The sequence below is a fragment of the Paenibacillus sp. FSL L8-0340 genome (genome assembly GCF_038593145.1).
Lineage (GTDB): Bacteria > Bacillota > Bacilli > Paenibacillales > Paenibacillaceae > Paenibacillus_AQ.
In genome coordinates, this window is record NZ_CP151967.1 from 4,167,662 (window position 1) to 4,191,861 (window position 24,200).

The window sequence follows — 24,200 nt, forward strand, 5'->3', positions numbered from 1 at the left end:
GGTATCTTTTACGCAGAGTGGCGAGAATCGTTTCAAATTTATTGCGTTAAATATTGATCCACCTTGCTGTATACGATTTCTACAACTTTAGTGATGTCCTCTTTGCTCAAATCATCATAATGAATGCCCATAACCACCGTGACCGTCTTACCCAGTGCAGCCGATACCTTGAGCGCGATGGCTTCACTGATTGTATGTTCTTTGTGATGGGGGACGGCAGAGGTGGATACGCTGATGTTATCACCGTCAACATATGCGGTGCTTGCCGCACCGATATGGCGGACTCCTCCGGTAATGAGCAGCAGTAAATCACGGCCTACAGCTATTGCAGACAGTTCAATGTCCTCTGGATGGAACTCATAAGCAACCAACCCGATCTCCCCCTTCCCATTATATTAACCTTGAAGCACGAAGATATCTCAGGTCAGCGGAAAAACAGTACCTGCAAAACTTGGGAGAGCTCACACAATACCGCGGATCTCGTCCAGGGAAGAGATGTTCTCTGTTAGCATGAACTGCTGCAGTTCCTCCACAAGCGTGCTGCCTGCCCGCAGGTTCATGAAATTATAGGTTCCAACCTGGATAACCGTTGCTCCGGCCATAATAAATTCTATAATATCCGTTGCCGAGGTAATTCCGCCCATACCGATTACCGGAATGGACACCCGTTTGGCTACCTGATGCACCATACGCAGCGCCACTGGCTTGATCGCCGGACCGGACAGTCCGGCATACAGATTATTGAACACGCTGCGGCGGCGGCGGACATCGATCTTCATCCCTGAGATCGTGTTGATCAGCGAAACCGCATCCGCTCCCTCTTCCTGGCACATCACAGCCATTTCGGCGATATCCTCGGCGTTGGGTGACAGCTTCACGGCGAGCGGAAGTTTCGTTGCTGCTCTGACCGCACGCACGACCTCCTGTGCAGCAGGAGTCTTGACACCGAAAGCGATGCCTCCTTCTTTTACATTGGGGCAGGAAATATTAAGCTCAATCATGTCCACCGCAGTTGTACCGGCTAGACTCCGGGCTTCGGCATCCCGCTGGATCAGCTCGGCACCGAGCACATAATCATGCAATGTATTGCCGCCAAGATTCACAATCCGCGCAGTATCCAGGGTCTCCCAATAGGGAAGTTCCTTGGCCAGAAACCCTTCCACTCCAGGGTTCTCCAGACCCACACTGTTCAGCATACCGGAAGCCGTCTCATAGACACGAACACCGGGGTTTCCGGCCTTGGCGTTAAGAGTAAGACCTTTGCCGGAGATTCCTCCCAGCATGGACACATCATAAAGCTTGCCATACTCACGGCCGAAGCCGAAGGTACCAGAAGCCATGACGATCGGATTCTTGAAATGTACGCCTGCTATATTGGCAGTTAAATTAATCATGGAAGAGCACCTCCTCCGCCAAAAAGACCGGCCCGTCCGCACATGCCTTACGCTGCCCGTCTCGGCAGGACACACTGCATACAAGACATGCACCTATCCCGCAGGCCATCCGGTTCTCCAGTGAAAGATACACGCCCGGTATTTTGCCTGCAGTCTCGGCTGCGAAGCCTTTTAATTGTGCTGCTTTCAGCATAGGGTGCGGTCCACAGACAAAAATATGATCATAGCTGGTAAAATCAACATTGTCGAGAATCAGGCCGCCGACATTGACCGTCAGCTCCGCCGCCAAGGGACGAAATGCTTCCGTACGGAAGGCTTCCCGGCTGAATCCCAAATAAATGTCGCTGTTCGGAAGCTTCTGCGCACAATAATAAAGCGGAGCAATGCCAATCCCCCCGCCTACCAGAGCAACCTTCCCCTCAACTTCGGGAAAGCCATTGCCAAACGGCCCTTCAAGATCAATGTTATCTCCGGGTGTCAGACCGGCAAAGATTTCAGTGCCTTCCCCGACCACATGATAGAGAAATTCGACACCGTCATCGTTTACTTGATGTATGCTAAGCGGTCTGGACAACAGCGGATAGGCTCCCCATGCCCGCAACATGTAGAATTGACCCATTTCACCGCCGTAATTCCCTTCAACCCGAAGGTGGTACACTCCATCAGCCAGCCGCTCGTTAGTTATAACTGTCGCCACGTTATCAAGCTCCTTCAAATTTAATCTTATTAACCATGCCCTAGAAGGAATTTAAAATCTGTGACATATTTCACATTGGTAGAGTGCTATTTTCTGTGCCATACCCCGCGCTCATAGGGTTTCGGCACATTCGCTTCGTCTACCCCGCCAAGCGCTTCCTCTGCATGCAGCGCCCAGTAAGGGTCACTGAGCATTGCCCGGCCAATAGCTACGAGTTCCGCCTTCTCTTCGGCAACTATGGACTGGGCTTCTGCGTAGTTCTCAAGACGTCCTACCGCTATAACCGGAACCTGCAGTCCGCTTCTGATATATTCAGCGAGATCCACCTGATAAGCCGGACCCGCGTTAGGTCCGCCATTAGAGCCGACCGGTCCTTCTCCGCCAGAAGATACATGGAACATATCTACGCCAGCGTCTTTATACCGGCGGCAAATGTCCAGAGCATAGGCTTCATCATAGCCGCCTTCGACATATTCTCTGGCTGATACTCTCATCAGCAGCGGCATCTCTGCGGGCAGTACTTCTCTAACTGCTTGGACCACCTGTTCGCCGAACAGTGCTAAATCAGCTCCGTACTCATCCTCTCTAATGTTGGTGAGCGGTGAATGGAACTGATGAATCAGGTATCCATGGGCACCGTGAATCTCTACCGTGTCAAAACCGGCTTCCACTGCCCTGCGCGCGCCCTCACGGTAAGCCAAGACAAGCTCTGCGATCTCTTCTTTAGAGAGGGCCTGAGGTGTTTTGGACTTCTCATCGAACGGAATTGCCGACGGAGCAACCGGCGGTTCCGCATCCAGAGCCTTGCGGCCTGCATGACCTAACTGAATAGCAATTTTGGCGCCGTACGCATGGACCCCATCCGTAATCTTACGGTAGGCCGCTATCTGGTCATCGCTCCAGATCCCGGTGTCGTGGTTAGTGATTCGCCCATCTGGATGCACACCGCTCATCTCTACAATAATAAAGCCGGTTCCGCCAACGGCGCGGCTGACATAATGCACGAAATGCCAATCATCCGGTATTCCGTCCTGCTTGTGCACCGCATACTGGCACATTGGGGGCATAACTATCCGATTCTTTAAAACTAAAGCCTTCAATTCATAAGGCTTGAATAAATCAGTCATTTCCGATTCCAACCTTTCCGGTTATCCGATTTATAGTGGAAGCGAATCTCCCATTTCATTAGTATACACGTAAAATTCACGGCAATAAATCTCAAACTGTGAGCATGGAAGTCCAGCATAAATTAGCCTCCGCTTGGGGATAACAAGGGAGAAACAGCAGTGCGCGAAGTTACATAGGAGGTGTGGATGAATGGATAAGCTGCTAAAAGGGCGGAAACTGCTCATTCTCTTAGCAATTACAATGGTTCTGCTTAGCCCCGCGACCTCTGCAGAGCTTGTTTCAGCCTCTTCTCCCCTGCTGCAGCAACCGGAAGAGCACGGAACCCCTCAGCCACAAAATGCTGCCGAAGACGAAGTAGAGGCTATCGCACCCGGTTCTTCTTCTTCCGCAGCGGCTGCCCGGCGGCAAAAACGCAGCAGAACTCTGACTCTAAGCCAGCTGATGCGCAAATATCCGGAGACGATTATGACCAAGGGGCCCCGGAACAGGATGATCGCCCTGACGTTTGATGATGTTCCTGACCCGCGTTTCACACCGCAGCTGCTGGATGTTCTCCGTAAATATCATGTGAAAGCGACCTTTTTTGTCGTCGGAAGCCGGGCGGAGAAACATCCTGCACTGGTGCAGCGGATGATCAGGGAAGGCCATGTTGTCGGCAACCACTCCTATAATCATCCGGAATTCGGGAAGCTTAGTGTAAATGAATTCCGGACACAAATTGTGCGTACCGAAAATATTATTGCTGCTCTTGCCGGGTATAAGCCACGATTAATTCGCCCACCGTATGGAGATATCAGTGAGCAACAACTCAAATGGGCAAAAAGTCACGGCTACAAGCTGATCCATTGGAATGTTGATTCTTTGGACTGGCGGGGGTTGTCAAAATCACAGGTGAGAAACAACATTCTGTCCCATGCGGGCAAGGGGGCGATTGTGCTGCAGCATGGCGGCGGCGGCCAAGGAAGCAATCTTCGGGGGACGATCCAGGCGCTCCCGGAAGTTATTAATATCTTGCGCAAGCGGGGCTACACTTTTGTAACGGTCCCCCAGATGCTTCAGGTGGATAAAAATAAGTAACTATTTAATTGACTTTAGCCTCTACGTTGTTCATTATTTCAACTGATAATAGCAAAAGCTTCGCCGTCCATTTAGGAACGGTGTTCGTATGAAATTAAAATAAAAAGGAAACGAGCTGCCATGATCTCCGGCATTCATCGTTTCCTTTTGAGTGTGGCTTAATAGCGGCGTGGAGCCTTAAAAGCAGACTATTCAATAATGTACAAATTCACGTACTGAAATCCAAAATCCGATACGAAGCTTTGGCTTCCGGGAATAAAGATATCTATACGGTTGCCTTTGATCGCACTTCCCATATCCGTGGCCGTGGCCAGAAATGCCTGCTTCGGCAGCCCGGGATGCGAATGTCCGGTCACCAGCACCTTCGTGCCGAGCGGAATCACATTCGGGTCTACAGCAATCGTGCCCAGCTTAAGCGCATCGCCGAAATAATCGACCGCCCCCCATTTGCCGTTCTCACTGGCTGCTGAGGAGTAAGCTGTAGCTTTGGCCTGAATAATCTTGGCATAGTTGAATTCTTTCCCCCAGGCTTGTACTATATTGGATTCCTTCTCCACGTTCAGGCTGGTCGAAATGACGGAAGCTGGGAACGAGGTGTCTGCAGCAGCAATAAGTTTATTCTCACGTGGAATGGTGAGCTTAAGCCCCGGATAAATATTCATGCTCGCAACCGACTTGTTGGCGTTCATGAGTTCATCGACACCGATACCGTAGTAGTTCGATAGTGTATAATAGGTGGTAGTTTCTCCTGCAATATGTACGCTGTCCGCCTTGGCGGGGACTGCATGCAGCAATGTACTGATGCCAACAGCAGCAGCAAGGGCTGTAATGGCTCTGAATCTGATCTTCATATTTGCCTCCTTCATTAGTGGGTGCAAGAGGGTTCCCGTGAGGGAATATCTCGCACCAAGATAACTCTGGACGTATGTACCTTCTTCTTATGCCTTATGCCGGCATATCCAGTGCAGTAGTTTGTAAACTAACAGTATTGAATATATCACAATTTTGTAACCAATGCCTAAGAAATTGTTACCATTCTGATAGAATTTACTTTTTCTCCACGCATTCAGAGGAATACTTTTACATAGTAATTATATTTTCCCATTACATTAAGAGGTTTTTTAAGATATTCGGATATTATCCGCGAAAATTTTACACAGATTTAACAATTCCCCCTTCGGCAAATAGTAGAATGGTAGAATACGATAAAGTTATTAAGACATTGAAGCACACTTGGAGGGTCTATGAACGCAGAAGAGAAAAAAAACAACCATAGCAGTCCAGCTACTGCTTACCTCAACCGGGACTTAAGCTGGATCGAATTTAACCGCCGTGTACTGCTTGAAGCGCAGGATCTGGATAATCCGCTGATGGAACGCGCCAAATTCCTCGCGATCGTATCCAGCAATCTGGATGAGTTCATCAGTGTGCGTGTAGCCGGAATTCAGGATCAGATTAGAGCCGGCTATACGAAAAAAGATTTTACCGGCTATACCCCCTCCGGATTGTATAAACGTCTGATCAAGCGGGTCACCAAAATTATTGCCGACCAATACCGCACCTTCCGCGATATCTCCCGGCATTTGCATAAAGAAGGCATTGTCTTTGTTAACTATGAGGATCTGACCCATGCTCAGGAGTTGTCGATTGAGCAGTATTACCGCGACATTATTTTCCCTGTTCTGACTCCGATGGCCGTTGATCAGAGCCGTCCGTTTCCGCTTGTGCACAGCCAGTTCATCTATCTGGCTGTGGTGCTGACCCGTAAGAACAGCCAGGAAGAGGATCCCTATTTCGCCATCCTGCAGATCCCTTCCAACCTGCCGCGGTGTATTCCGCTCCCTCACCGTTCCAACAGCAAAAAACGGCAGTTCGTCTTTATTGAGGATGTTATCCGCCATCATATTCAAACGTTATTCAGCGGTTATGAGCCGGTAGCAGTCAGCGAGTTCCGGCTAACCCGCAACTCTGATCTGACGATTGATGAGGAAGGCGCAGAGGATTTGCTCGAAGAGATTGAAAAGGAGCTGCGCAAACGCCGCCGGGGTGTTCCCGCCCGGCTTGAGGTGCAAAAAGGGATTCATCCTTATGCCCTTGAACAGCTGCAGGCCGAGTTCGAGCTTGAGGATTTTGTCTTTGAAATTGACGGGCCCCTTGACCTAGGGTTCCTGCGGGGATTCGCAGGCAGCCTAAAGGGCTTCAGTTACCTGTTTGATGCTCCGATAGTGCCGCAATATCCGGCGGAATTTGAGGAGAATGAGGATTTCTTCGAAGTGCTGCGCGAGCGCGATGTGCTAGTGTACCATCCATACGAATCCTTTGATGCGATGAGCGACTTTATTATTCAGGCTTCCGAGGATGAGCATGTCATGGCCATCAAGATGACCCTGTACCGGGTCAGCGGCAACTCGCCGCTGATTACCGCCCTGGCCAATGCCGCAGAATCGGGCAAACAGGTTACCGTGGTAGTAGAGCTGAAAGCCCGGTTTGACGAAGAGCGGAACATTGCCTGGGCACGCAAGCTGGAACAATCCGGCTGCCATGTTGTCTATGGCCTGGTCGGGCTCAAAACGCATGCCAAAGTAACGCTGATCGTCCGCCAGGAAGGGAACGAACTGCGCCGCTATGTACATGTCGGTACCGGGAACTACAATGACAGCACAGCCAAAGCCTACACCGACCTCAGCCTGTTCACTGCCAATAATGAAATTGGGCTGGATGCCTCAGAGCTGTTCAACCAAATGACCGGTTATTCCGCCAATTATGACTGGAATGCCTTCATCGTCGCTCCGACCAACATGAGCCTGTCGCTGCAAAAGCTGATTCTCCGCGAAGCCGAGCACGCGGCAGCCGGCAGACCGGCACGGATTATAGCCAAGATGAACTCTTTGTCCAATCAGGAGGTCATCGACAGCCTGTACAGTGCAGCCCAGGCCGGTGTTTCCATCGATTTGATTGTACGCGGCGTCTGCTGCCTGCGCCCGGGCATTGAAGGCCTGAGTGAGCGGATCACAGTCCGCAGCATCGTCGACCGTTTTCTTGAGCATTCACGCATCTATTATTTCGAGAATGGCGGCAAGCCGGAAGTGTATTTATCCAGCGCCGACTGGATGACCCGCAATCTGACCCGGCGGATTGAACTGATGTGTCCGGTGTTAGACAGTGGCATCCGTAAGCAGATCGTCAAGATTCTTGATCTGTCGCTTAAGGATAACGTGAAAGCCAGCTTCCTTCAGCCGAATGGATACTACGAAAGGCCGGACGACAAAAAGGCTCCCTTCCGGAGCCAAGTAGCCGCTTTGGAGGTCAGTCATTGGAAAGGGAGCCGAGCTTTACCTTCACCGACCAAGCATTCTTAAATGCTTTTAGGGCGTTCTCAATGTCTTCCTGTCCGATATGCACCTCACCTACACCTTCAAGCTCCAGATGAAGAGTATTGCCGTGCAGCTCCGCATTCAATCCGCGGATTACACCGATCTCGGTGCTGTCCAGAGCAATGCTCAGCTGTACGAGCGTACCCAGCTTATGAATCCACTCCTCGTCGGAAGCCAGTAAAATGTCCTTATGTGTCTGGGACAATTTCTGCTTCCGGCTTTTTGTGCTGTAGGAAGCAATAAGCGCACTGAGAATCAATTGCCGGTGGGTAAGACCCCGAATCGGTGAATTCATCAGCCAGTAGCGAGTATGCCGTTTCGACTGGTAGTAGTTAATATTCGACCCTGTACGATGCAGCATGATGGAGACATAGATCAGCATCTTCTGCTCTTCGCGGTCACCTTCATGTCCCAATGCGCCAAACAGACTCATCGCAAGCTTGCAGATATGTTCCAGATGCCCTTTAGAAGTGCGGATATCGAAGCGGATTATCGTATCCAGACTGAACTCCAGCGCACTGTCACACACCGGCTGCTCAGGATTTAAGAGGTCATGCAGCATGCCTTCCCGCAAACCTTCCCCGCTGATGAGTGCCTGACTGGCTCGGATATAGTTGTAAACTGTATGGAAAATGACCAGCCCCGACACAATGATGTCCGCCCGGCTCTTGGACAACCCTTCCATATCTTTCCGTTTCTCATAAGGCGTATCAGGCAGTATCTCCATAAACCGGTCTATCATTTCACTGGAGAGTACATAACCATGAGAATTCGGCAAGGAATACTCCCTCATCTTCTGGTCCAGCTTGCCTAATGAACGGAGCGTTCCCCCGAGGCCGTATAACGGCAGACCAGCACTGGTGCCCAGCCACTCATGCTCGACTAGCCTGCCAGTCACATAAGCCTGGAGCTTCTTCACTTGTTCGCTGTTCCAGTTGCCTTGGTGGCTGAACATGAGGTTGGTGTTGACCGCACCGAATGGAAAGGAAATGCTGTGCTGATAGCGCCGTCCGCGGAACAGGGTAACCTCCGTACTGCCGCCGCCAATATCAATCACGAACCCGTCCTGAACATCAAAGGCATTAATGACGCCAAGAAATCCAAAGTAAGCTTCCTGATAGCCGCTGATCACCTCAATTGGAATCAAGGAAGCCTCTGAAAGGTATGTAATGATCTCGGAAGAATTTGCGGCGTTGCGGATGGCCGCTGTCGCTCCTGCACGGATCCTATCCACCTCAAAAGCGCTGCAAATCTCCTTGAACTGGCGCAAGACAGGAATAATGGTGTCCATATCTTTCCGCTCGAGCCTGCCCGCTTTTGTAATCTTCTCACTTAGCCTTGCAGAGTATTTGCATTCCTTGATGATTTTGTAACCTCCTTGCCGCGTTGTATCATAAATCACAAGACGAATGGAGTTGGAACCAATATCAATGATGCCTATCCGGCAGAGATCATCGCTCATCTGTATGTACCCCCTTCAAGTTGATCGAGCATATTTATATACTATATCACCCATTTAGGTCTTAACCAAAAGCAAAACGGCCGCCGGAGTTATTTCCAAGGGCCGTTTTGTGCGTTTCTATAAGACTTTGCTGAGGAAATCGCGGGTCCGGTCATGTTTCGGATGGCCGAAGACTTCCGCGGGTGTCCCCTGTTCTACGATATAGCCGCCATCCATAAAAAGAATCCGGTCACCCACTTCACGGGCAAAGCCCATTTCATGAGTGACAATAACCATCGTCATCCCATCTTCGGCCAGCTTCTTCATCACTTCCAGCACCTCGCCGACCATCTCAGGGTCAAGCGCCGATGTCGGCTCATCGAAGAGCATCACATGCGGCTGCATGGCCAGTGCACGGGCGATGGCGATCCGTTGTTTCTGCCCGCCGGAGAGCTGAGCCGGGTAAGCATCGCGTTTATCTTCAAGCCCAACCGTCCGCAGCAGCTGCATCGCAATTTTTTCAGCTTCCGCCGGCTGTTGCTTTTTTACTTTGAGCGGAGCCAGCATGATATTCTGCAGCACCGATTTGTGCGGGAACAGGTTGAACTGCTGGAACACCATGCCCATTTTTTCACGCGTTACATTAATATCATGTTTCTTCGCTGTGATGGACTCGCCTTCAAAGGTGATTTCTCCCCCAGTGGGCTGCTCCAGCAGATTCAGACACCGCAAAAAGGTGCTTTTGCCGGAGCCGCTGGGTCCGATGACCACCACGACTTCGCCTTTTTGGATTTCTAGGTCAATGCCCTTCAGGATTTCCAGCTTGCCAAAATGTTTTTGCAGGTTGTTAACGGCGATCATCCGTATTCAGCCTCCTTTCGAGAATGCCAAGCAGCTTAGATAAAGTAAATGTAAGGATGAAATACATGATGGAGATAATAATCAGCGGTGTAAGCCCCTCATAAGTAATGGCTGTAATATTTCTGGCCTGGAAAAGAAGATCCGCCACCCCGATCATCGAAACAATGGACGACTCCTTAATGATCGTAATGAACTCATTGCCGATAGCCGGCAGCACATTCTTCAACGCCTGGGGAAGCACGATGTAGCGCATGGTCATCCCTTGTTTCATCCCGAGAGAACGGGCTGCTTCCATTTGGCCGCGGTCCACGCCTTGAATACCGGCACGGAAGATCTCGGCCAGATAAGCGGAACTATTAATCGTGAGTGTAATCGCACCGGACTGAATCGCCGAAAATTCCAGACCTAACTCCACTAAGCCGTAATGGATAAGAAAGAGCTGTACCAGCATTGGCGTACCGCGCAGAAATTCAACCCATGCAGTAGCTATAAACCGCAGCACGCTCCACTTGGACATGCGCAGCAGGGAAACTATAATTCCCAGGACAAAGCCGCAGAATACCCCAATCAATGCCAGGAGCAGGGTATATTTTAAACCGGAGAGAAAAAGATTGCGGTATTCATATGCCATATCGAATAAATTCATTGCAGGTCTAACCTCCTGTCTTCAAGTAGGATTTCAAAAAAATAGAAAACAGCGGATCACCGCCATTTTCTGAATAGTGTAACTGTACTCTGCATAACTGTCTTTACTTCTGAAAGTGCCGGAACCCGAGCTTCCTTTATTTGCTTATGGAAAGGTCACTTGCAGCCGATACGTACTCTTCAATTTTGCCGTCTGCCGTCAAACGTTTCAAGGTTGCATTCACTTGATCCAGCAATTCTGTATTGCCTTTCTTCACTCCGATAACGTATCCGTCATCTTCTACCACAGGTTTGGCGTCAGTAATGACGAGGCCCTTCACGTTCTTCACGAACGATTCGGCAACAGGCCCTTCCATAATAGAAGCATCTACACGGTTAGATTGCAGCTGCATAACAATCTCAGTCATTTTGGTCAGCGAGGTCAGCTTCGCCCCTTCAATTTCTTTGGCGATATCTTCCTGAATCGAACCTGTCTGAATGCCAATCTTGGTATTCTTCAGGGCATCCATAGTAGCAAATTTATCTTTATCAGCTTCACGAACGACAACCGCTTGCTCTGCTTTAAAGTAAACATCAGAGAGGCCGACTGCTTTTGCACGTTTTGGTGTATAGCTCAGTCCGGAGATAACAATATCCACTCTTCCGCTCGACAGCTCATTCAACAGGGAATCAAAAGGAAGATCCCTGATAACCAGTTCAGCACCCATATCAGCAGCGATGTCCTTGGCAATCTCGATGTCAAAGCCTACGATCGTATCCTTGCCATCTATCATTTTATGGAATTCGTAGGGCGGAAATTCTGCGCTGGTTCCCAGCGTCAGTGTTTTGGCTGCAGTTTCGCTGCCCGCGTTGCCATTCGATGCCGCAGTTTTATTATCATCATTGTTATTGGTACCACAGCCAGTCATAAGTCCTACCGCCAGCAGCATGCCTAAAGAAAGTTTACCCCATTTTTTCATCTGTATATCTCCCCTATCCTGTTTTGGTACTCTAAGTTGTGCCTTTGACCGATTTATTATAAATCACTCCGCATGAATATGCAAAGACAAATTTGTGACAAAGCCCCCGTAAATCAAGGTTAGAAGAATATGGTGTAAGCATGCATTACGTTCCCTCATTTTGCACACACCCTGACTTGAAGTATATACTATTTACTATCTCCAGCTACTTCCTGGAATAAACGGAATTGGTTCACAACGACCTCTGGAGTGGTAATAACATGCAAACTGTGTGAAAAGGATGCCTGCGAGGTTAGTTTGTTCGAAGTGGTTTCAATACTGAGTATTCTTCTCACAAACATAAGCTTATGCTTTCGATGTCAGTTTGTTCGAAGTGTTTCAATGATGAGAATGCTCACAAACATTTAGGAGGTGCAGGCCATGCTGTTGGAAGCAATGTACCATGTTCCCCGTGACAAATGGGCTTATGCCTACGATACAAAAACTATACATCTGCGTGTTCGCACCAAACGTGACGATGTGGACTGTGTAGCAGCCCTTACAGGTGATAAATATGATTGGGATCATACCTTTTATGAAATCATGATGGAAAAAGCCGCTTCCGACGACAGATTCGATTATTGGGAGGCTGCGGTCCGGCCTAAATATAAACGGCTCAGCTATACTTTTCGCGTCAGCAAAGGACAGGAAAATGTATATTTGCTTGATAACGGCATCCGTTCGGAATGCCCTCAGCCGCCTAACCACTTCTACGAGTTTCCCTATATACATCAAATTGATCTGTTCAAGGTTCCCAACTGGGCCAAGGATGCGGTGTTTTATCAAATTATGACCGAACGTTTCGCCAATGGCGATCCCACCAATGACCCGGAAGGAACCGAAGCCTGGGGCGGAACTCCGAAGCTGGATAATTTTTTCGGCGGAGACTTGCAGGGAGTACTGAATCATCTTGACGATCTGGATGAGCTGGGTATCAATGCTGTATATTTCACTCCGCTCTTCCTCTCCCCTTCCAACCATAAATATGACATCATGGATTATAAAAAAGTCGACCCTCATTTCGGAGATAATGAGCTGCTGAAACATGTAGTCGAGGAATGCCACCGAAGAGGAATACGGGTGATGCTGGACGCCGTCTTCAATCATTGCAGCGACAAGTTCCCGCCTTTTCAGGACGTGCTGGAGAAGGGTGAATATTCGGTTTATAAAGATTGGTTCCATATCAACTCCTTCCCGGCTGAGATAGTCGACGGTATTCCTACGTATGACACTTTCGGCTTTTTTGGCAATATGCCCAAATTCAACACAGCTAACTTCGAGGTCAGAGCCTACCTGCTGGAAGTCGCCGAATATTGGATCAAGGAGATCAAAGTAGACGGGTGGCGGCTGGACGTTGCCAATGAGGTGGATCATCATTTCTGGCGCGACTTCCGCAAAGTAGTGAAATCCGCCAATCCGGAGGCCTATATCGTTGGGGAGGTGTGGAGTGACTCCCTTACGTGGCTGCTGGGCGATCAGTTCGACTCGGTGATGAACTACCCGTTCTCAGGAACGGTGCTGGAATTCTTTAATGGCGGTATGGATGGTATCACCTTCGGACAACGGATCGGCGCTTTGTTGATGAGATATCCGCAGCAGACAAACGAGGTGGTCTTCAATTTGCTCGGCAGCCACGACACTCCCCGTTTGCTGACGGTGGTAGGAGAAGATAAACGGCGCCTCAAGCTGGCGGTTGTTTTCCTCTTCACCTTTATGGGAACACCTTGTATTTACTACGGGGATGAGATCGGCCTGACCGGATCAGAAGATCCCGACTGCCGTAAATGCATGGAGTGGGATGAAAAGAAGCAAGACCGCGAGCTGTATGATTTTTACCGGATGATGATCTTCCTGCGCAAAGAGCACAAAGCCCTTCGGGAAGGCAGATTCCGCATTCTGGTAGCCTGTGAAAATGACCCCTGCATCGTGTACGAACGTGCGGATGAAATCATTCATTTCACGGTCTGGATGAACAATTCCCCGGAGCCTCGCACGCTTAGACATCCGATGGAAACTGATGACTGGCAGGATGCGCTTACCGGCGAACCGGTTGCCCCGAAAGAGGGGATTATGCATATCTCGCTTGACCCTTATGGTTACCGGATTCTGTGCCGTGCGTTAAATTGAAGAAACAGGCGTCAGCCCATAATAAAACCAGTCAAGCACGATAAAGTGTCTGACTGGTTTTGTTATGCTATATCCACTCGAATTTAATTATTGTGTAATTTTGTTGTATATGTCGATATACTGCTGGGCGGAAACATTCCAGCTGTAGTCACCGGCAAAAGCGTTTTTCGTAACTTTTTTCCAGTGTTCCGGCTTGCGGTAGAACGATACAGCCCGGCGCAGTGTATGCATCATGTCATGTGCGTTGTAATCCTTAAATGTGAAGCCGTTGCCTTCGCCAGTTTCCTCGTTATAGGCATGAACGGTATCATTAAGTCCCCCCGTCTCACGGACTACAGGAATACTTCCATAACGCAGCGCCAGCAGTTGGCTGATTCCGCAGGGCTCGAACTTTGATGGCATCAGGAACAGATCGCTGGCCGCATAAATTTTGCGCGATAAAGCGTCATTGAACAGAATCTGCGAAGAAAGCTTGGTCGGGTACCGCCATGCCGCTTCACGGAACCAGCGTTCATAGGATTCGTCCCCTGTGCCAAGCAGTACAAATTGAATATCATCGTAATACAGCAGCTCATCCAGCACGCGTGTCAGGAGATCAAGGCCCTTGGAATCAACCAGCCGCGTAACCATTGCGACCATCGGAATATACGGGGCTACCGGTAGCCCTAACTCCTGCTGCAGGCCCAGCTTATTCTCAGCCTTCTTCGCCAGATTTGAACGGTAACGCGTAAAGATTTGCGGATCGGTGTTGGGATTGTAGCTCTTGGTATCAATGCCGTTAACAATCCCGCTGAGACTGTCTGCCCGGGAAGAGAGCAAGCCATCCAGACCATATCCATAATAGGCCGTACGGATTTCTTCCGCATAAGTCGGACTGACCGTAGTCACATGATCACTGTGGACAATCCCGCCCTTCATATAGTTCACGTTACCGTAATACTCTACACCGCTGAAGTAGCTGTCATCCAGGCCAAGCAGCTCACCCAGCACGGAATAAGGAAACACGCCTTGGTATAGCAGATTGTGAATGGTAAAGACAGTGCGCATTTCGCTGTAGAACGGAACATGCCGGTAATGGCCCTGAAGCAGCATCGGAATGACTGCAGCATGCCAATCATGGCAATGCAGCACATCCGGCTGAAAATTAATGGCCGGCAGGCATTCCAGAACCGCCCGGTTGTAGAATGCAAACCGTTCACCATCATCCAGATATCCATAGATGCCGTCACGGCCAAAATAATATTCATTGTCGATAAAATAGACCGGAATACCCTCGTAAATAATCTGTTCAATGCCGCAATACTGATTTCGCCAGCCGACAGGAACATCCACTACGGCTACATGCTCCATTTGCGAAGTGAACTTCTCCGGAATTCCCCGGTATTTTGGCAAAATCACCCGTACATCCACTCCTGCGCCCTTTAGCGCCTTGGGCAGAGCTCCAATGACATCAGCCAAACCACCTGTCTTAACAAAAGGATGGGCTTCGGCTGCAGCAAATAAAACTTTCATTCAGATTCCCCCTTAAATGTACGAATTCTCTATTTCAAGCTTGTTTGACCACCTTGCGGCCGGATTTCTTGAGCACCAGAAATCCAAGTGCCGGAATGGTCAGCTCTATGCTGTTCAGCTGGTTATGCCATTCTTGCTTGCTGCTCTTCATAGGCTCATTGCTGGCACCCGAGCCGCCAAACCGAATATCCTCAGAGCTGAATATCTCCTCATAAGTTCCCGGGCGGGGTACGCCAATCCGGTACTGACGCCGTTCCACCGGCTGAAAATTGATAATTACAAGCAAGGTATCAACGGGTCTCTTGCCTCTGCGGATATAGGACACAATACTTTGGCCATTATCGTCGGCATCAATCCACTGATAGCCTTCCATATCATGATCCAGCTCCCACAATGCTTTTTCCGCCAAATACAGCTTGTTCAGCGCAGCGGTATAGGCCAGCATTCCACGGTGGCTTTCATAATCCAGCAGCAGCCAATCGAGCTGCTCCTGATCCTTCCACTCGATAAATTGTCCGAATTCTCCACCCATGAACAGCAGCTTTTTGCCGGGATGGGTAATCTGGTAGCCCAGCAGTAACCGGAGACCGGCAAATTTCTGTTCATAAGAGCCTGGCATCTTGTCCAGCAGCGATTTCTTGCCGTGGACCACTTCATCATGAGAGAGCGGTAACGTATAGTTCTCGGCATAGGCATAACAAATTGGGAAAGTCAACAAATTATGATGAGCGGGCCGTACCCCGAAATCATGTTCTATGTAGCCCAGTGTGTCATTCATCCAGCCCATATTCCATTTGTAATTGAAACCGAGTCCCCCTTGATGAGCTGGAGACGTAACGCCAGGCCAGGCGCTGGATTCCTCCGCCATCATCAATGCTTTCGGATAATACTGGAAGATTGCTTTATTCAGCTGTTGTATGAAACGTATGGCTTCAAGATTCTCAAGACCCCCGTTTTGATTGCGTCTGAACTGATGGCCTTGCTTCTCAAAATCGAGCCGCAGCATGCTTGTAACCGCATCAACTCTCATGCCATCTATATGATACTGCTCGAACCAGAACAAGGCATTTGAAATCAGAAAGGAGGAAATTTCCGGCTTGCTGAAATCAAAGGAAAGCGTGCCCCAGCCCGGCTTCTCGGCCAGCATAGGGTCCGCATACTCATATAGTGGTGAACCGTCAAACATTCTCAGTCCATGTGCATCCTTCGCAAAATGGGCCGGAACCCAGTCAAGAATAACCCCAATGCCTGCCTGATGCAGCTGATCAATTAAATACATCAGCTCATGCGGCTCTCCGTAACGGCTCGTTGCGGCAAAATATCCGGTTCCCTGATAACCCCAGGATAAATCATAAGGATGTTCAGCCAGCGGCATAAACTCCACATGGGTATAACTCATCTCCTGCAGATAAGGGATCAGCAGATCGCTCATCTCCCGGTAAGTGTAGAATTCTCCGTCTTCCTTCTGACGCCAAGTCCCGAAATGCATTTCGTAAATGTTCATCGGCGCGTTATAGGGTGCTTTATTCCGCCGCCTCCAGGCAGCGTCTCCCCAACTGTAGCCGCTAAGCTCCGCCACCACTGATGCCGTCGCCGGACGCACTTCAGCCTTGAAAGCATAAGGATCAGCTTTAAGGAAGCTTTCGCCATTCGCTGCGACAATCCTGTATTTGTAAAAAGTTCCCGGCTCTATGCCCGGAAAAAAACGACTCCAAAATCCTGAATCGGGTATCTTATATAACGAGTCCACGTCCTGCGTTCCATCCCAGCCGTTATGATTACCAGCCAGTCCTACATATGTCGCATGAGGAGCCCACACGGTAAAGCGTACGCCGGTCATTCCTTCTTCAGCGGCAATGTGCGCGCCCAGCATCGTATAGCTGCGATAATTCGTGCCCTCATGGAACAGGTAAATATCTTCAAATGACGGGAGGTTTTCTGCTTCTTGTATGTCAGGCAAATCATCACCACCTTATTATATAGGATGCACCTATAACATTACCCGAATGTTGGGCGTTTGAAAATGATTTTACAAGCAAAATAAGCTTTCACAGAATAAAGAAAATATTCATGTAATCTTTCTTGCGGTAACGCAATATATTTCACCTATGTCGTTTCAAGCGCTTGTGGGGAGTTTATATTACAAGCATTGACAAAAAAATGGGAGGGATAACAAATGAGTAATAAAAAATGTATCGCCATGCTCCTGGCGGGTGGTGAAGGCCGCAGATTGGCCCCCCTGACCAGCACAATGGCAAAGCCTGCAGTCCCTTTCGGAGGACAGTATAGAATCATTGACTTTCCCCTCAGCAACTGTGTGAATTCCAATATCGACACTGTAGGCGTACTGACGCAGTACGAAGCTACTTCCTTGCATCAACATATTGGTGAAGGGGAACCCTGGGGGCTTCACAGCACAACTGATCAGGGGGTCAGACTGCTTCCTTCGGGAGTTGAAGGCCGTGAGAGCTATTCTGGAACAGCTGATGCCATTTATAAGAACATTGAGTTTATTGACAATCAAAATCCTGAGCATGTACTGATCCTCTCGGCAGATCATATTTACCATATGGACTATCGAAAAATGCTGGATTACCATATCGACAAATCCGCCAAAGCCACCATCTCGGTAATGGAAGTGCCTTGGGATGAAGCAAGCCGCTTTGGTGTGATGAACGTAAATGAGAAGCTGCGAATTTCTGAATTTGCCGAAAAACCAAAAGTCCCTAAAAGCAACCTCGCTTCGATGGGGATTTATCTATTCGAGTGGAAATACCTGAAAGAACATCTTCTCCGTGATGCCGCAAATCAGGCTTCCAGCCATGACTTCGGCAAAGATGTGATCCCGACGATGCTGGAGGCCAATGATGAATTGTTTGCCTTCCGTTTTGAAGGCTACTGGAGAGATGTAGGTACAGTAGGCAGCCTCTGGGAAGCGCATATGGATCTTCTGCAAGCCGATAATGGCTTTAAGCTCGACAACTCGAAGTGGCCAATGTACAGCCGGGCCCGCCGGACCAAACCCGCTGCAGTTAAACCACGTATGCCGTCGCAGATCAAAACAGCAGATTGCCTCATAAATGAAACTTGCCTTCTGGAAGGCAGCCTGCAGCGCTCTGTAGTGTTCGGCGGCGTGGAAATCGGCAAAATGACCATGATTAAACAAAGCGTTATTATGCCGGGTGTACGTATCGGCCGGGGCGTAGTAATTGAAAATGCAATTATCGGTGAAGGAGCTGTTATCAAAGACGGTGCTGTAATTAAGGGCAGTGTGGACAACATTGTCGTTGTCGGTCCTAATGAGATTGTGGCCGCCAAACCTGTCATTCGTACTCAGCCTTCCCGCCTATTGCAGGAAGTGTACGAAAAAACCGGACGTCTGCGGGCTGAAGGACTTCCTTCTTAAGTTATCAGCATCCCGTCAGTCTCCAACCTATACAAGAAAAAGCAGCAGTCTCTGATAACCGGAGCTGCTGCTTTTTTCTTGTATATTTACTTCCTGTCGCTTTACACTCATAAAGAGCCTATTACAGTAATTCGGGTCCGGTTCCACCCTCTGCTGCAACTGGAGGCTGTTCCTCGGTCAGCGGCAAAATAACAGTAACCTGCGTTCCTTTGCCCAGCTCACTATCCAATTCCAGCTTTCCGTGATGAAGCTCCACAATTTGCTGGGAAATGGCAAGCCCCAGTCCGGTTCCTCCGTTCAGCGCGTCGACCTGGAAGAAACGATCGCGGACTCTGGAGAGGTGGGCTTCGCTGATGCCAATCCCGCTGTCCCTGACAATGACAGCCAGCTCCTCCTTGGAGAGAATGTGGGTGGACAAAACAATGCTGGAATCTTCGGGGGAGAATTTCACGGCGTTGTCCACCAAATTCAGGAATACCTGTTTCAGCCGGTTGGCATCTCCTTTGATATAGATCGTCCCTTCACATTCCAGCAGCAGATGTATACGTTTCTTCTCCGCTTTGGCCCATACATTCAATATCGTCTCCTGAAGCACCACTTTGATATCGATAAGAGCAATGGATAACTTCATCTCATTCTGCTGCAGCTTGGAGAAGTCGAGGATTTCCTCCACCAACCCGATCAGCCGGTCGCTTTCCTTAGATATAATCCCCATACCCAGCTTAGTTTCCTCCGGGTCGTAGCCACCTGAAACCAGTGTTTCGCTCCAGCCTTTGATACTGGTCAGCGGCGTCCGCAACTCATGGGAAATCGAGGAAATGAAATCATCCTTAATCTGATTGCTGCGGATAATTTCATCTGCCATATAGTTGAGTGTGGTTGCCAAATCACCAATCTCATATTTGTAGTCACCTTTGATCCGGGTCGTAAATCTGCCTTTGGCCATCTGCGCCGATACTGCCGTAATATTGTTGAGCGGCTTTACGATGGAATTGGCAAGACCGAAGCTGAAGAGCATAACAATAGCCATTACTGCTCCACCGATACCGATGGATACCAAGGTAAGATTCAGCAAATCTGAGTTGATTCTCTCCATGGACGTAAGGTACCTTACAATAAAAGAATCGCGGCCGTTAATGTGCAGCATTTTGGATACCGCCATAACGCTCTCATTCGTCCCTGCTTGTCTGCCTATCCAGCGTCCGATGCTTCCGCCAACCGCTTCTGATACATCGCTGGTAGTAATCGTACGGTCAGGCTGAAATGGCGTAGATCCGGTAAGGATATCACCGTTTAGGGTCAGTATTTCCAATTCCGTATTATCCATATCGAAATATTCAAGCAGCTTCTGAAAATGAACGGGCGAACCCTCGTTGGAAAATGTAAATTTATAGAAGTTTTCCGATATTCCGATCTGGGTAGTGATTTTATTATAAACACTATCGTAATAATACGTCCGGATGGCCAGCAGAAAAATAACCTCAACGAGGAGGAGCGCCACGAAGACTACAAGAATATAGTGCAGTACAATCTGTCTGCGCATCCCCTTCTTGATCATTGTCCTTGACCCTTCCATTTATAGCCGTGTCCCCATACGGTCTGTAGGTATTCGGGTTCTGAGGGATTATTCTCAATCTTTTGGCGCAGCCGGCGGATATTTACATCAACAATTTTTGGATCGCCCATGTACTCCTTGCCCCAGACATGATCCAAGAGCGAGTCGCGGCTGAGCGGCGTGTTTTCTTTTTCCAGGAAAAATTGTACCAAGGAAAACTCAGTTGGCGTCAGTTCGATGCCTTCTCCGCTGCGCTTAAACTGTTTAGAAATCAGATCGAGCGTAAACGGCCCCGAATGAAATGAGACCTTTGCAGACTGCTCCCGGTGAACATTGACACGGCGCAGCAGCGATTGTATACGGGCGATCAGCTCCGTAGGACTGAATGGTTTGCTGACATGGTCATCCGCACCGACTGAAAGGGCGTAAACCTTATCCTGCTCCTGGACTTTTGCCGTAAGAAAGATAATCCCAAGCCGTTCATTCGTTTCCCGGATGCGTCTGCACACCTCAAACCCGTCAATGCCGGGAACCATTACGTCCAGGAGTGCAATATCAATATCAGGAACCGTAGTCAGCTTGTGCAGTGCTTCATTGCCGTCAGCGGCTTCCAGCACCTCAAATCCGTTGCGCTTGAGATTAATAACTATAAAACTGCGGATGGATTCTTCATCCTCCAGGATTAATACCTTACTCATCGATTCCCTTCCTTTCTATAGGCGAGGTGATTTTATTGTTGTCGCCCCCGCTTGTGTTCTGCTCAACTTCTCCCCGGTAGCCGATAAACTTATCAAGATCAAATCCCAATATTTTCCATCCACTGCTCTTTACACGCTCCCACTCCGCCGGAGAAAAGAATGAGATTTCTGCAACCGTCTCACCGGTATTAGACAAAATAAATTTAAGTGATTTGTCCTGAACCGACTTGGTATCCACTGTAACATTCTCATGCCATTCCGGTAAAAGATCAATCCTGAAGCGGTCCGACGGATCACGATATTGCAGCGCGGAAAAGGTTAAGCCGTTTTTGCCGTCCCATTTGTAATAAGAATTAAAATAGGGGATCGTTTCAGGATCAAAATATTCCCAGCCCTTCGGCGGCTCCAGCAATCCGATTTCGATAACACCGTCGCCGTCGATATCCTCGCTGACAATCTTCCTGTCCTTAAAGGTCCGGGCATCTCCGGGGATCACCACACGCAGCTTATTATTCTCCATCACTACCACTGTCGTGTATGCTGAGCGTGAATCCACTGCCGAATCCAGTACTATACCTTCTTTATGCTCTGCCACTTTACCTGAGACAATATTGTAATAATTACTGAAATAAGGATCAAGATCGTCAAGCTCATCCAAAACCTTAAAGCCGTCGTTGTACTGATAGGTAGTAATTGTCGCAAACTCATTGCGTTTAAAATATACAACCGTGATGTCTTCAATCCCGTCTTCATTGAGATCATCGACCATATATTTCGTGTAGGGCTGGGAGAGCACTTCCTCCAGTTCTCCGCCGGAATAGGAGTAGACCACCATCCCTTTCTCTACACCGCGTGAATAACCGGCAATGATATTCTGCTTCCCCTCACCGGTTACATCCCTTAAATCAACGGAATCCAATTCCGTTCCGCCACCGTCAAATACCAGCTTCTTCTCCCAGACATCATCCCGCTTCTCCAGGATCATGCCGTGAATCAGTACGGCCTCGTTCTTCGTCGAATAGAAGACGAGCGTCTCCATCGTTCCGTCCTTGTCCAGATCCTCAGTGAAAATAGAGCTGTCATCGTCACTCACCGGACGGATCAGCGAAGCTCCCGCCGGCATGTGGGACGTGATCGCCGTCATCAGCGAAGCCTTGTCGGCAGACAGCTCCGGCGCCTTCATCCGCAAAACAGGATCGCTGATGAAGGTGCAGCCCGACAGTATGGACAGAGAAAGAGCTACCGCCGCCAGACGTCTCAGAACTCGATTATTCAACTTCATCACTCTTTCCTTGTTTCGTGGTGTAATGTTTACAGATGCAAGCGTTCTTGTGATGTCAGACGGCGGCCCTTTACATCATGTTTGATCCGGCCGTCTTCAAGCACCCACAGCCGTGTAGCATAACGTTCCGCCAGCTCTAGGGGCAACACCGTCACTACCGTCAGCCCTGTCTCTTTGCAGAGCTTGCGCAGGGTTTCCAGCACTCCCTCCGCTGTACGCGGATCAAGACCGGTAACCGGTTCATCTGCCAGAATCACCTTGGCTCCGTGAACCAGTGCCCGGGCAATCGCCACCCGCTGGCGTTCTCCGCCGCTTAGCTGGCTTGTCTTCATCTTGGCCTTATCCAGCAGACCCAATAAATCGAGCTCGTCCATCGCGCCCATGTAGTCGTCTGAACGGACCATTCCTGTTACCATCCGCCAGAGGGGTGTTTGTGAGGACTGGCCTATCAGCACATTCTTAAGCGCAGTCCGGTTCGGATTGAGCTCTGCATTTTGCTCCAGATAAGCCCACTCCCGGCGGATCTTCCGTTTGCCGGTAAAGACATTTCCGAGAATATTGACTCCATCCACCCTGAAGTTCCCTCTGTCCCATTTCTCTTTCAGCGCAAGGCAGCGCAGCAGCGTTGACTTGCCGCTCCCGCTGGCTCCCAGCAGTACAACAAGCTCACCTGGTTCTAATTGAAAGCCAATGTCCTGCAGAACAGGCATTTTTTCTTCCCCGACTGCTTTGGCTAAATGTTCAACTGTGATCATAGTTCAGCCTCTCCCTGTCTTTGACTCTACTCTATAGTGTACTCTGAAAGCGTGATCGATTTCCATGCGAGCATCCGTTCTTATCTTACCTCAATTCAGCTGGCGTGGCGAGAATAATAACCCTGCTAAACCGAACAATATATAAAAAGCGCCCAGCAGGACAAAAACACCGCTTCCCCAGCCAAATTCTAGCAGCAGTCCGCCGATGCCCGGTCCCACAATGCTGCCGATACTAAAATGAAAGGAGGAAACCACATTTGCCGCAGGCAGCAAATTGCGCGGAAGAATATCCGCAGCGTAACTTAGACCCAGCGAGAAGAAAGAACCTACCAGACCGCCTGCCGCCATCAGCACAACCAGCGTCAGCAGGAAATGATTACCGGACAGCGGCAGCAAGGTAAAGGCCAGACCGCCACTCACACCGGAAAAGATCAGAATCTTCTTTCGGCCGTAGCGGTCGCTCCATAACCCCAGCGGCAGTTGAAGCAGCAGACCGCCAATACCGGCGAATGGCAGCAGCGCAGCAATCTGATCCGTGCTGTAGCCAATGCGCAGTCCGTACACAGGGAAATTGCTGTTCAGACTAGCTTCCATATAGCCGTAAAGAAGTGCAGGAATCAGGGCATACCAAGCGAGGCTGTAGCTCCGCCCGAAACGCCGCGCTTGTCCCTCCCCATGCTCCACTTTATCCGGGTGAGAATCCGGCAGCTTGATAAGGACCAGCAGCAGCACCAGTACAAAAAGCACAGCGATGATCAAAAACGGTGCAGCCTGGCCATATCGCAGCAGGCTGATCCCAATCGGGCCGAGACTAAATCCGAGTCCGTAGGACATCCCATACAGCGAGAGATTGCGCCCCCGGTGCTCCGCAGGTGTCATGAGCAGCACCCATAGCTGCGCGGCATAGTTAATGGCTGAGTCTCCAATGCCCACAAACAGGCGCAAGACAAACCAGACCTTGATGCCCGGCAGCAGCGGGAACAAGAGCAGCGCCACCAGCACAAGGCTGAGCCCGGCAGCGATCAGCCTCTTGAAGCCGATGGCGCCAAGAACCCGCTCGGCTACCAGCGTCATCGCAAAAGAGCCTACATATAAAGCAGCGGCATTAAGGCCGTTGAGCGAGGAAGAAACCCCTTTTTGCTCCAGCAGAATGGAGAGCACCGGAAGCAGCAGCCCTTGGCTGAGCCCGGCAGCGATAATAACTGTAATTAGAATCATATAATTCCATTTGTTGTTCAGTTTGCTTGTTG

General features: G+C 49.6%; 20 protein-coding genes. 4 read left to right on the top strand and 16 right to left on the bottom strand.

The annotated features are described in order from the left end of the window. Positions 1–38: 38 nt before the first annotated feature. The 4 genes from NST07_RS18660 to NST07_RS18675 all read right to left on the bottom strand — a co-directional run bounded on the left by NST07_RS18660 (position 39) and on the right by NST07_RS18675 (position 3,218). The gene (locus tag NST07_RS18660; RefSeq protein ID WP_341093704.1) at positions 39–371 is read right to left on the bottom strand and encodes a hypothetical protein; all 333 of its coding nucleotides are present in this window, start codon (positions 369–371) and stop codon (positions 39–41) included. Positions 372–461: 90 nt separating this feature from the next. Next, on the bottom strand, positions 462–1,394 hold the full coding sequence (locus NST07_RS18665) for a dihydroorotate dehydrogenase (RefSeq protein WP_341093705.1): 933 nt from the start codon (positions 1,392–1,394) through the stop codon (positions 462–464). Further along, positions 1,387–2,091, bottom strand: coding sequence for a dihydroorotate dehydrogenase electron transfer subunit (locus tag NST07_RS18670; RefSeq protein WP_341378825.1), 705 nt, complete (start codon positions 2,089–2,091; stop codon positions 1,387–1,389). Before NST07_RS18670 ends, NST07_RS18665 begins: the two co-directional genes overlap by 8 nt. Positions 2,092–2,177: 86 nt before the next feature. After that, positions 2,178–3,218: an NADH:flavin oxidoreductase/NADH oxidase gene (locus NST07_RS18675; RefSeq protein ID WP_341093708.1), complete on the bottom strand. Its 1,041-nt coding sequence runs from the start codon at positions 3,216–3,218 to the stop codon at positions 2,178–2,180. A gap of 190 nt (positions 3,219–3,408) precedes the next feature. On the opposite strand from NST07_RS18675, the gene NST07_RS18680 reads away from it, so the two are divergent. After that, positions 3,409–4,296 (top strand): polysaccharide deacetylase family protein, encoded by an 888-nt coding sequence (locus NST07_RS18680; protein ID WP_341093710.1) that lies wholly within the window; start codon positions 3,409–3,411, stop codon positions 4,294–4,296. A gap of 188 nt (positions 4,297–4,484) precedes the next feature. Here the strand turns inward: NST07_RS18680 and NST07_RS18685 are convergent, their stop codons facing one another. Continuing rightward, positions 4,485–5,147: a 3D domain-containing protein gene (locus tag NST07_RS18685; RefSeq protein ID WP_341093712.1), complete on the bottom strand. Its 663-nt coding sequence runs from the start codon at positions 5,145–5,147 to the stop codon at positions 4,485–4,487. Between the two features lie 393 nt (positions 5,148–5,540). Here NST07_RS18685 and ppk1 point away from each other — a divergent pair, with 393 nt between their 5' ends. Then, positions 5,541–7,655 (top strand): polyphosphate kinase 1, encoded by a 2,115-nt coding sequence (gene ppk1 / locus NST07_RS18690; protein ID WP_341093713.1) that lies wholly within the window; start codon positions 5,541–5,543, stop codon positions 7,653–7,655. Here the strand turns inward: ppk1 and NST07_RS18695 are convergent. The 4 genes from NST07_RS18695 to NST07_RS18710 form a co-directional block, all read right to left on the bottom strand. Then, positions 7,603–9,132: a Ppx/GppA phosphatase family protein gene (locus NST07_RS18695; RefSeq protein ID WP_341378826.1), complete on the bottom strand. Its 1,530-nt coding sequence runs from the start codon at positions 9,130–9,132 to the stop codon at positions 7,603–7,605. The two genes, ppk1 and NST07_RS18695, sit on opposite strands and share 53 nt — an antisense overlap. A gap of 117 nt (positions 9,133–9,249) precedes the next feature. Continuing rightward, on the bottom strand, positions 9,250–9,972 hold the full coding sequence (locus NST07_RS18700; RefSeq protein WP_341093715.1) for an amino acid ABC transporter ATP-binding protein: 723 nt from the start codon (positions 9,970–9,972) through the stop codon (positions 9,250–9,252). Then, positions 9,959–10,618: an amino acid ABC transporter permease gene (locus tag NST07_RS18705; protein ID WP_341093716.1), complete on the bottom strand. Its 660-nt coding sequence runs from the start codon at positions 10,616–10,618 to the stop codon at positions 9,959–9,961. Before NST07_RS18705 ends, NST07_RS18700 begins: the two co-directional genes overlap by 14 nt. A gap of 136 nt (positions 10,619–10,754) precedes the next feature. Beyond that, a complete protein-coding gene (locus tag NST07_RS18710) occupies positions 10,755–11,576 on the bottom strand; it encodes a transporter substrate-binding domain-containing protein (RefSeq protein WP_341093717.1) in 822 nt (273 codons plus the stop codon). A 420-nt stretch (positions 11,577–11,996) separates the two neighbouring features. Between NST07_RS18710 and NST07_RS18715 the strand changes: the two genes are divergently transcribed. Beyond that, positions 11,997–13,742: an alpha-glycosidase gene (locus NST07_RS18715; RefSeq protein WP_341093719.1), complete on the top strand. Its 1,746-nt coding sequence runs from the start codon at positions 11,997–11,999 to the stop codon at positions 13,740–13,742. An 87-nt stretch (positions 13,743–13,829) separates the two neighbouring features. On the opposite strand, the gene glgA is transcribed toward NST07_RS18715, so the two are convergent. Together glgA and glgB are read right to left on the bottom strand one after the other, a co-directional pair. Continuing rightward, on the bottom strand, positions 13,830–15,254 hold the full coding sequence (gene glgA, locus NST07_RS18720) for a glycogen synthase GlgA (RefSeq protein WP_341093720.1): 1,425 nt from the start codon (positions 15,252–15,254) through the stop codon (positions 13,830–13,832). Positions 15,255–15,288: 34 nt separating this feature from the next. After that, on the bottom strand, positions 15,289–17,214 hold the full coding sequence (gene glgB, locus NST07_RS18725; RefSeq protein WP_341093722.1) for a 1,4-alpha-glucan branching protein GlgB: 1,926 nt from the start codon (positions 17,212–17,214) through the stop codon (positions 15,289–15,291). Between the two features lie 216 nt (positions 17,215–17,430). Here glgB and NST07_RS18730 point away from each other — a divergent pair, with 216 nt between their 5' ends. Continuing rightward, a complete protein-coding gene (locus tag NST07_RS18730; RefSeq protein ID WP_341378830.1) occupies positions 17,431–18,660 on the top strand; it encodes a glucose-1-phosphate adenylyltransferase in 1,230 nt (409 codons plus the stop codon). Positions 18,661–18,781: 121 nt separating this feature from the next. Here NST07_RS18730 and NST07_RS18735 read toward each other — a convergent pair whose 3' ends face one another. The 5 genes from NST07_RS18735 to NST07_RS18755 form a co-directional block, all read right to left on the bottom strand. After that, a complete protein-coding gene (locus tag NST07_RS18735; protein WP_342479936.1) occupies positions 18,782–20,218 on the bottom strand; it encodes a HAMP domain-containing sensor histidine kinase in 1,437 nt (478 codons plus the stop codon). Then, positions 20,215–20,913: a response regulator transcription factor gene (locus NST07_RS18740; protein ID WP_038592865.1), complete on the bottom strand. Its 699-nt coding sequence runs from the start codon at positions 20,911–20,913 to the stop codon at positions 20,215–20,217. The genes NST07_RS18735 and NST07_RS18740 overlap by 4 nt, the downstream gene beginning before the upstream one ends. Then, a complete protein-coding gene (locus NST07_RS18745) occupies positions 20,906–22,189 on the bottom strand; it encodes a hypothetical protein (RefSeq protein WP_341093725.1) in 1,284 nt (427 codons plus the stop codon). The genes NST07_RS18740 and NST07_RS18745 overlap by 8 nt, the downstream gene beginning before the upstream one ends. A gap of 35 nt (positions 22,190–22,224) precedes the next feature. Continuing rightward, complete coding sequence (locus NST07_RS18750) at positions 22,225–22,950, bottom strand: ATP-binding cassette domain-containing protein (RefSeq protein WP_341093726.1); 726 nt, start codon at positions 22,948–22,950, stop codon at positions 22,225–22,227. Between the two features lie 90 nt (positions 22,951–23,040). Then, positions 23,041–24,168, bottom strand: coding sequence for an MFS transporter (locus tag NST07_RS18755; protein WP_341097695.1), 1,128 nt, complete (start codon positions 24,166–24,168; stop codon positions 23,041–23,043). Positions 24,169–24,200 lie beyond the last annotated feature (32 nt).

Coding starts and splice junctions, on each gene's coding strand:
- NST07_RS18735 (WP_342479936.1), bottom strand. CDS start 20,218: ATGATCAAGAAGGGGATGCGCAGACAGATTGTACTGCACTATATTCTT.
- NST07_RS18695 (WP_341378826.1), bottom strand. CDS start 9,132: ATGAGCGATGATCTCTGCCGGATAGGCATCATTGATATTGGTTCCAAC.
- NST07_RS18705 (WP_341093716.1), bottom strand. CDS start 10,618: ATGAATTTATTCGATATGGCATATGAATACCGCAATCTTTTTCTCTCC.
- NST07_RS18685 (WP_341093712.1), bottom strand. CDS start 5,147: ATGAAGATCAGATTCAGAGCCATTACAGCCCTTGCTGCTGCTGTTGGC.
- NST07_RS18755 (WP_341097695.1), bottom strand. CDS start 24,168: ATGATTCTAATTACAGTTATTATCGCTGCCGGGCTCAGCCAAGGGCTG.
- NST07_RS18730 (WP_341378830.1), top strand. CDS start 17,431: ATGAGTAATAAAAAATGTATCGCCATGCTCCTGGCGGGTGGTGAAGGC.
- NST07_RS18750 (WP_341093726.1), bottom strand. CDS start 22,950: ATGATCACAGTTGAACATTTAGCCAAAGCAGTCGGGGAAGAAAAAATG.
- NST07_RS18715 (WP_341093719.1), top strand. CDS start 11,997: ATGCTGTTGGAAGCAATGTACCATGTTCCCCGTGACAAATGGGCTTAT.
- glgA (WP_341093720.1), bottom strand. CDS start 15,254: ATGAAAGTTTTATTTGCTGCAGCCGAAGCCCATCCTTTTGTTAAGACA.
- NST07_RS18700 (WP_341093715.1), bottom strand. CDS start 9,972: ATGATCGCCGTTAACAACCTGCAAAAACATTTTGGCAAGCTGGAAATC.
- NST07_RS18740 (WP_038592865.1), bottom strand. CDS start 20,913: ATGAGTAAGGTATTAATCCTGGAGGATGAAGAATCCATCCGCAGTTTT.
- ppk1 (WP_341093713.1), top strand. CDS start 5,541: ATGAACGCAGAAGAGAAAAAAAACAACCATAGCAGTCCAGCTACTGCT.
- NST07_RS18710 (WP_341093717.1), bottom strand. CDS start 11,576: ATGAAAAAATGGGGTAAACTTTCTTTAGGCATGCTGCTGGCGGTAGGA.
- NST07_RS18680 (WP_341093710.1), top strand. CDS start 3,409: ATGGATAAGCTGCTAAAAGGGCGGAAACTGCTCATTCTCTTAGCAATT.
- NST07_RS18675 (WP_341093708.1), bottom strand. CDS start 3,218: ATGACTGATTTATTCAAGCCTTATGAATTGAAGGCTTTAGTTTTAAAG.
- NST07_RS18665 (WP_341093705.1), bottom strand. CDS start 1,394: ATGATTAATTTAACTGCCAATATAGCAGGCGTACATTTCAAGAATCCG.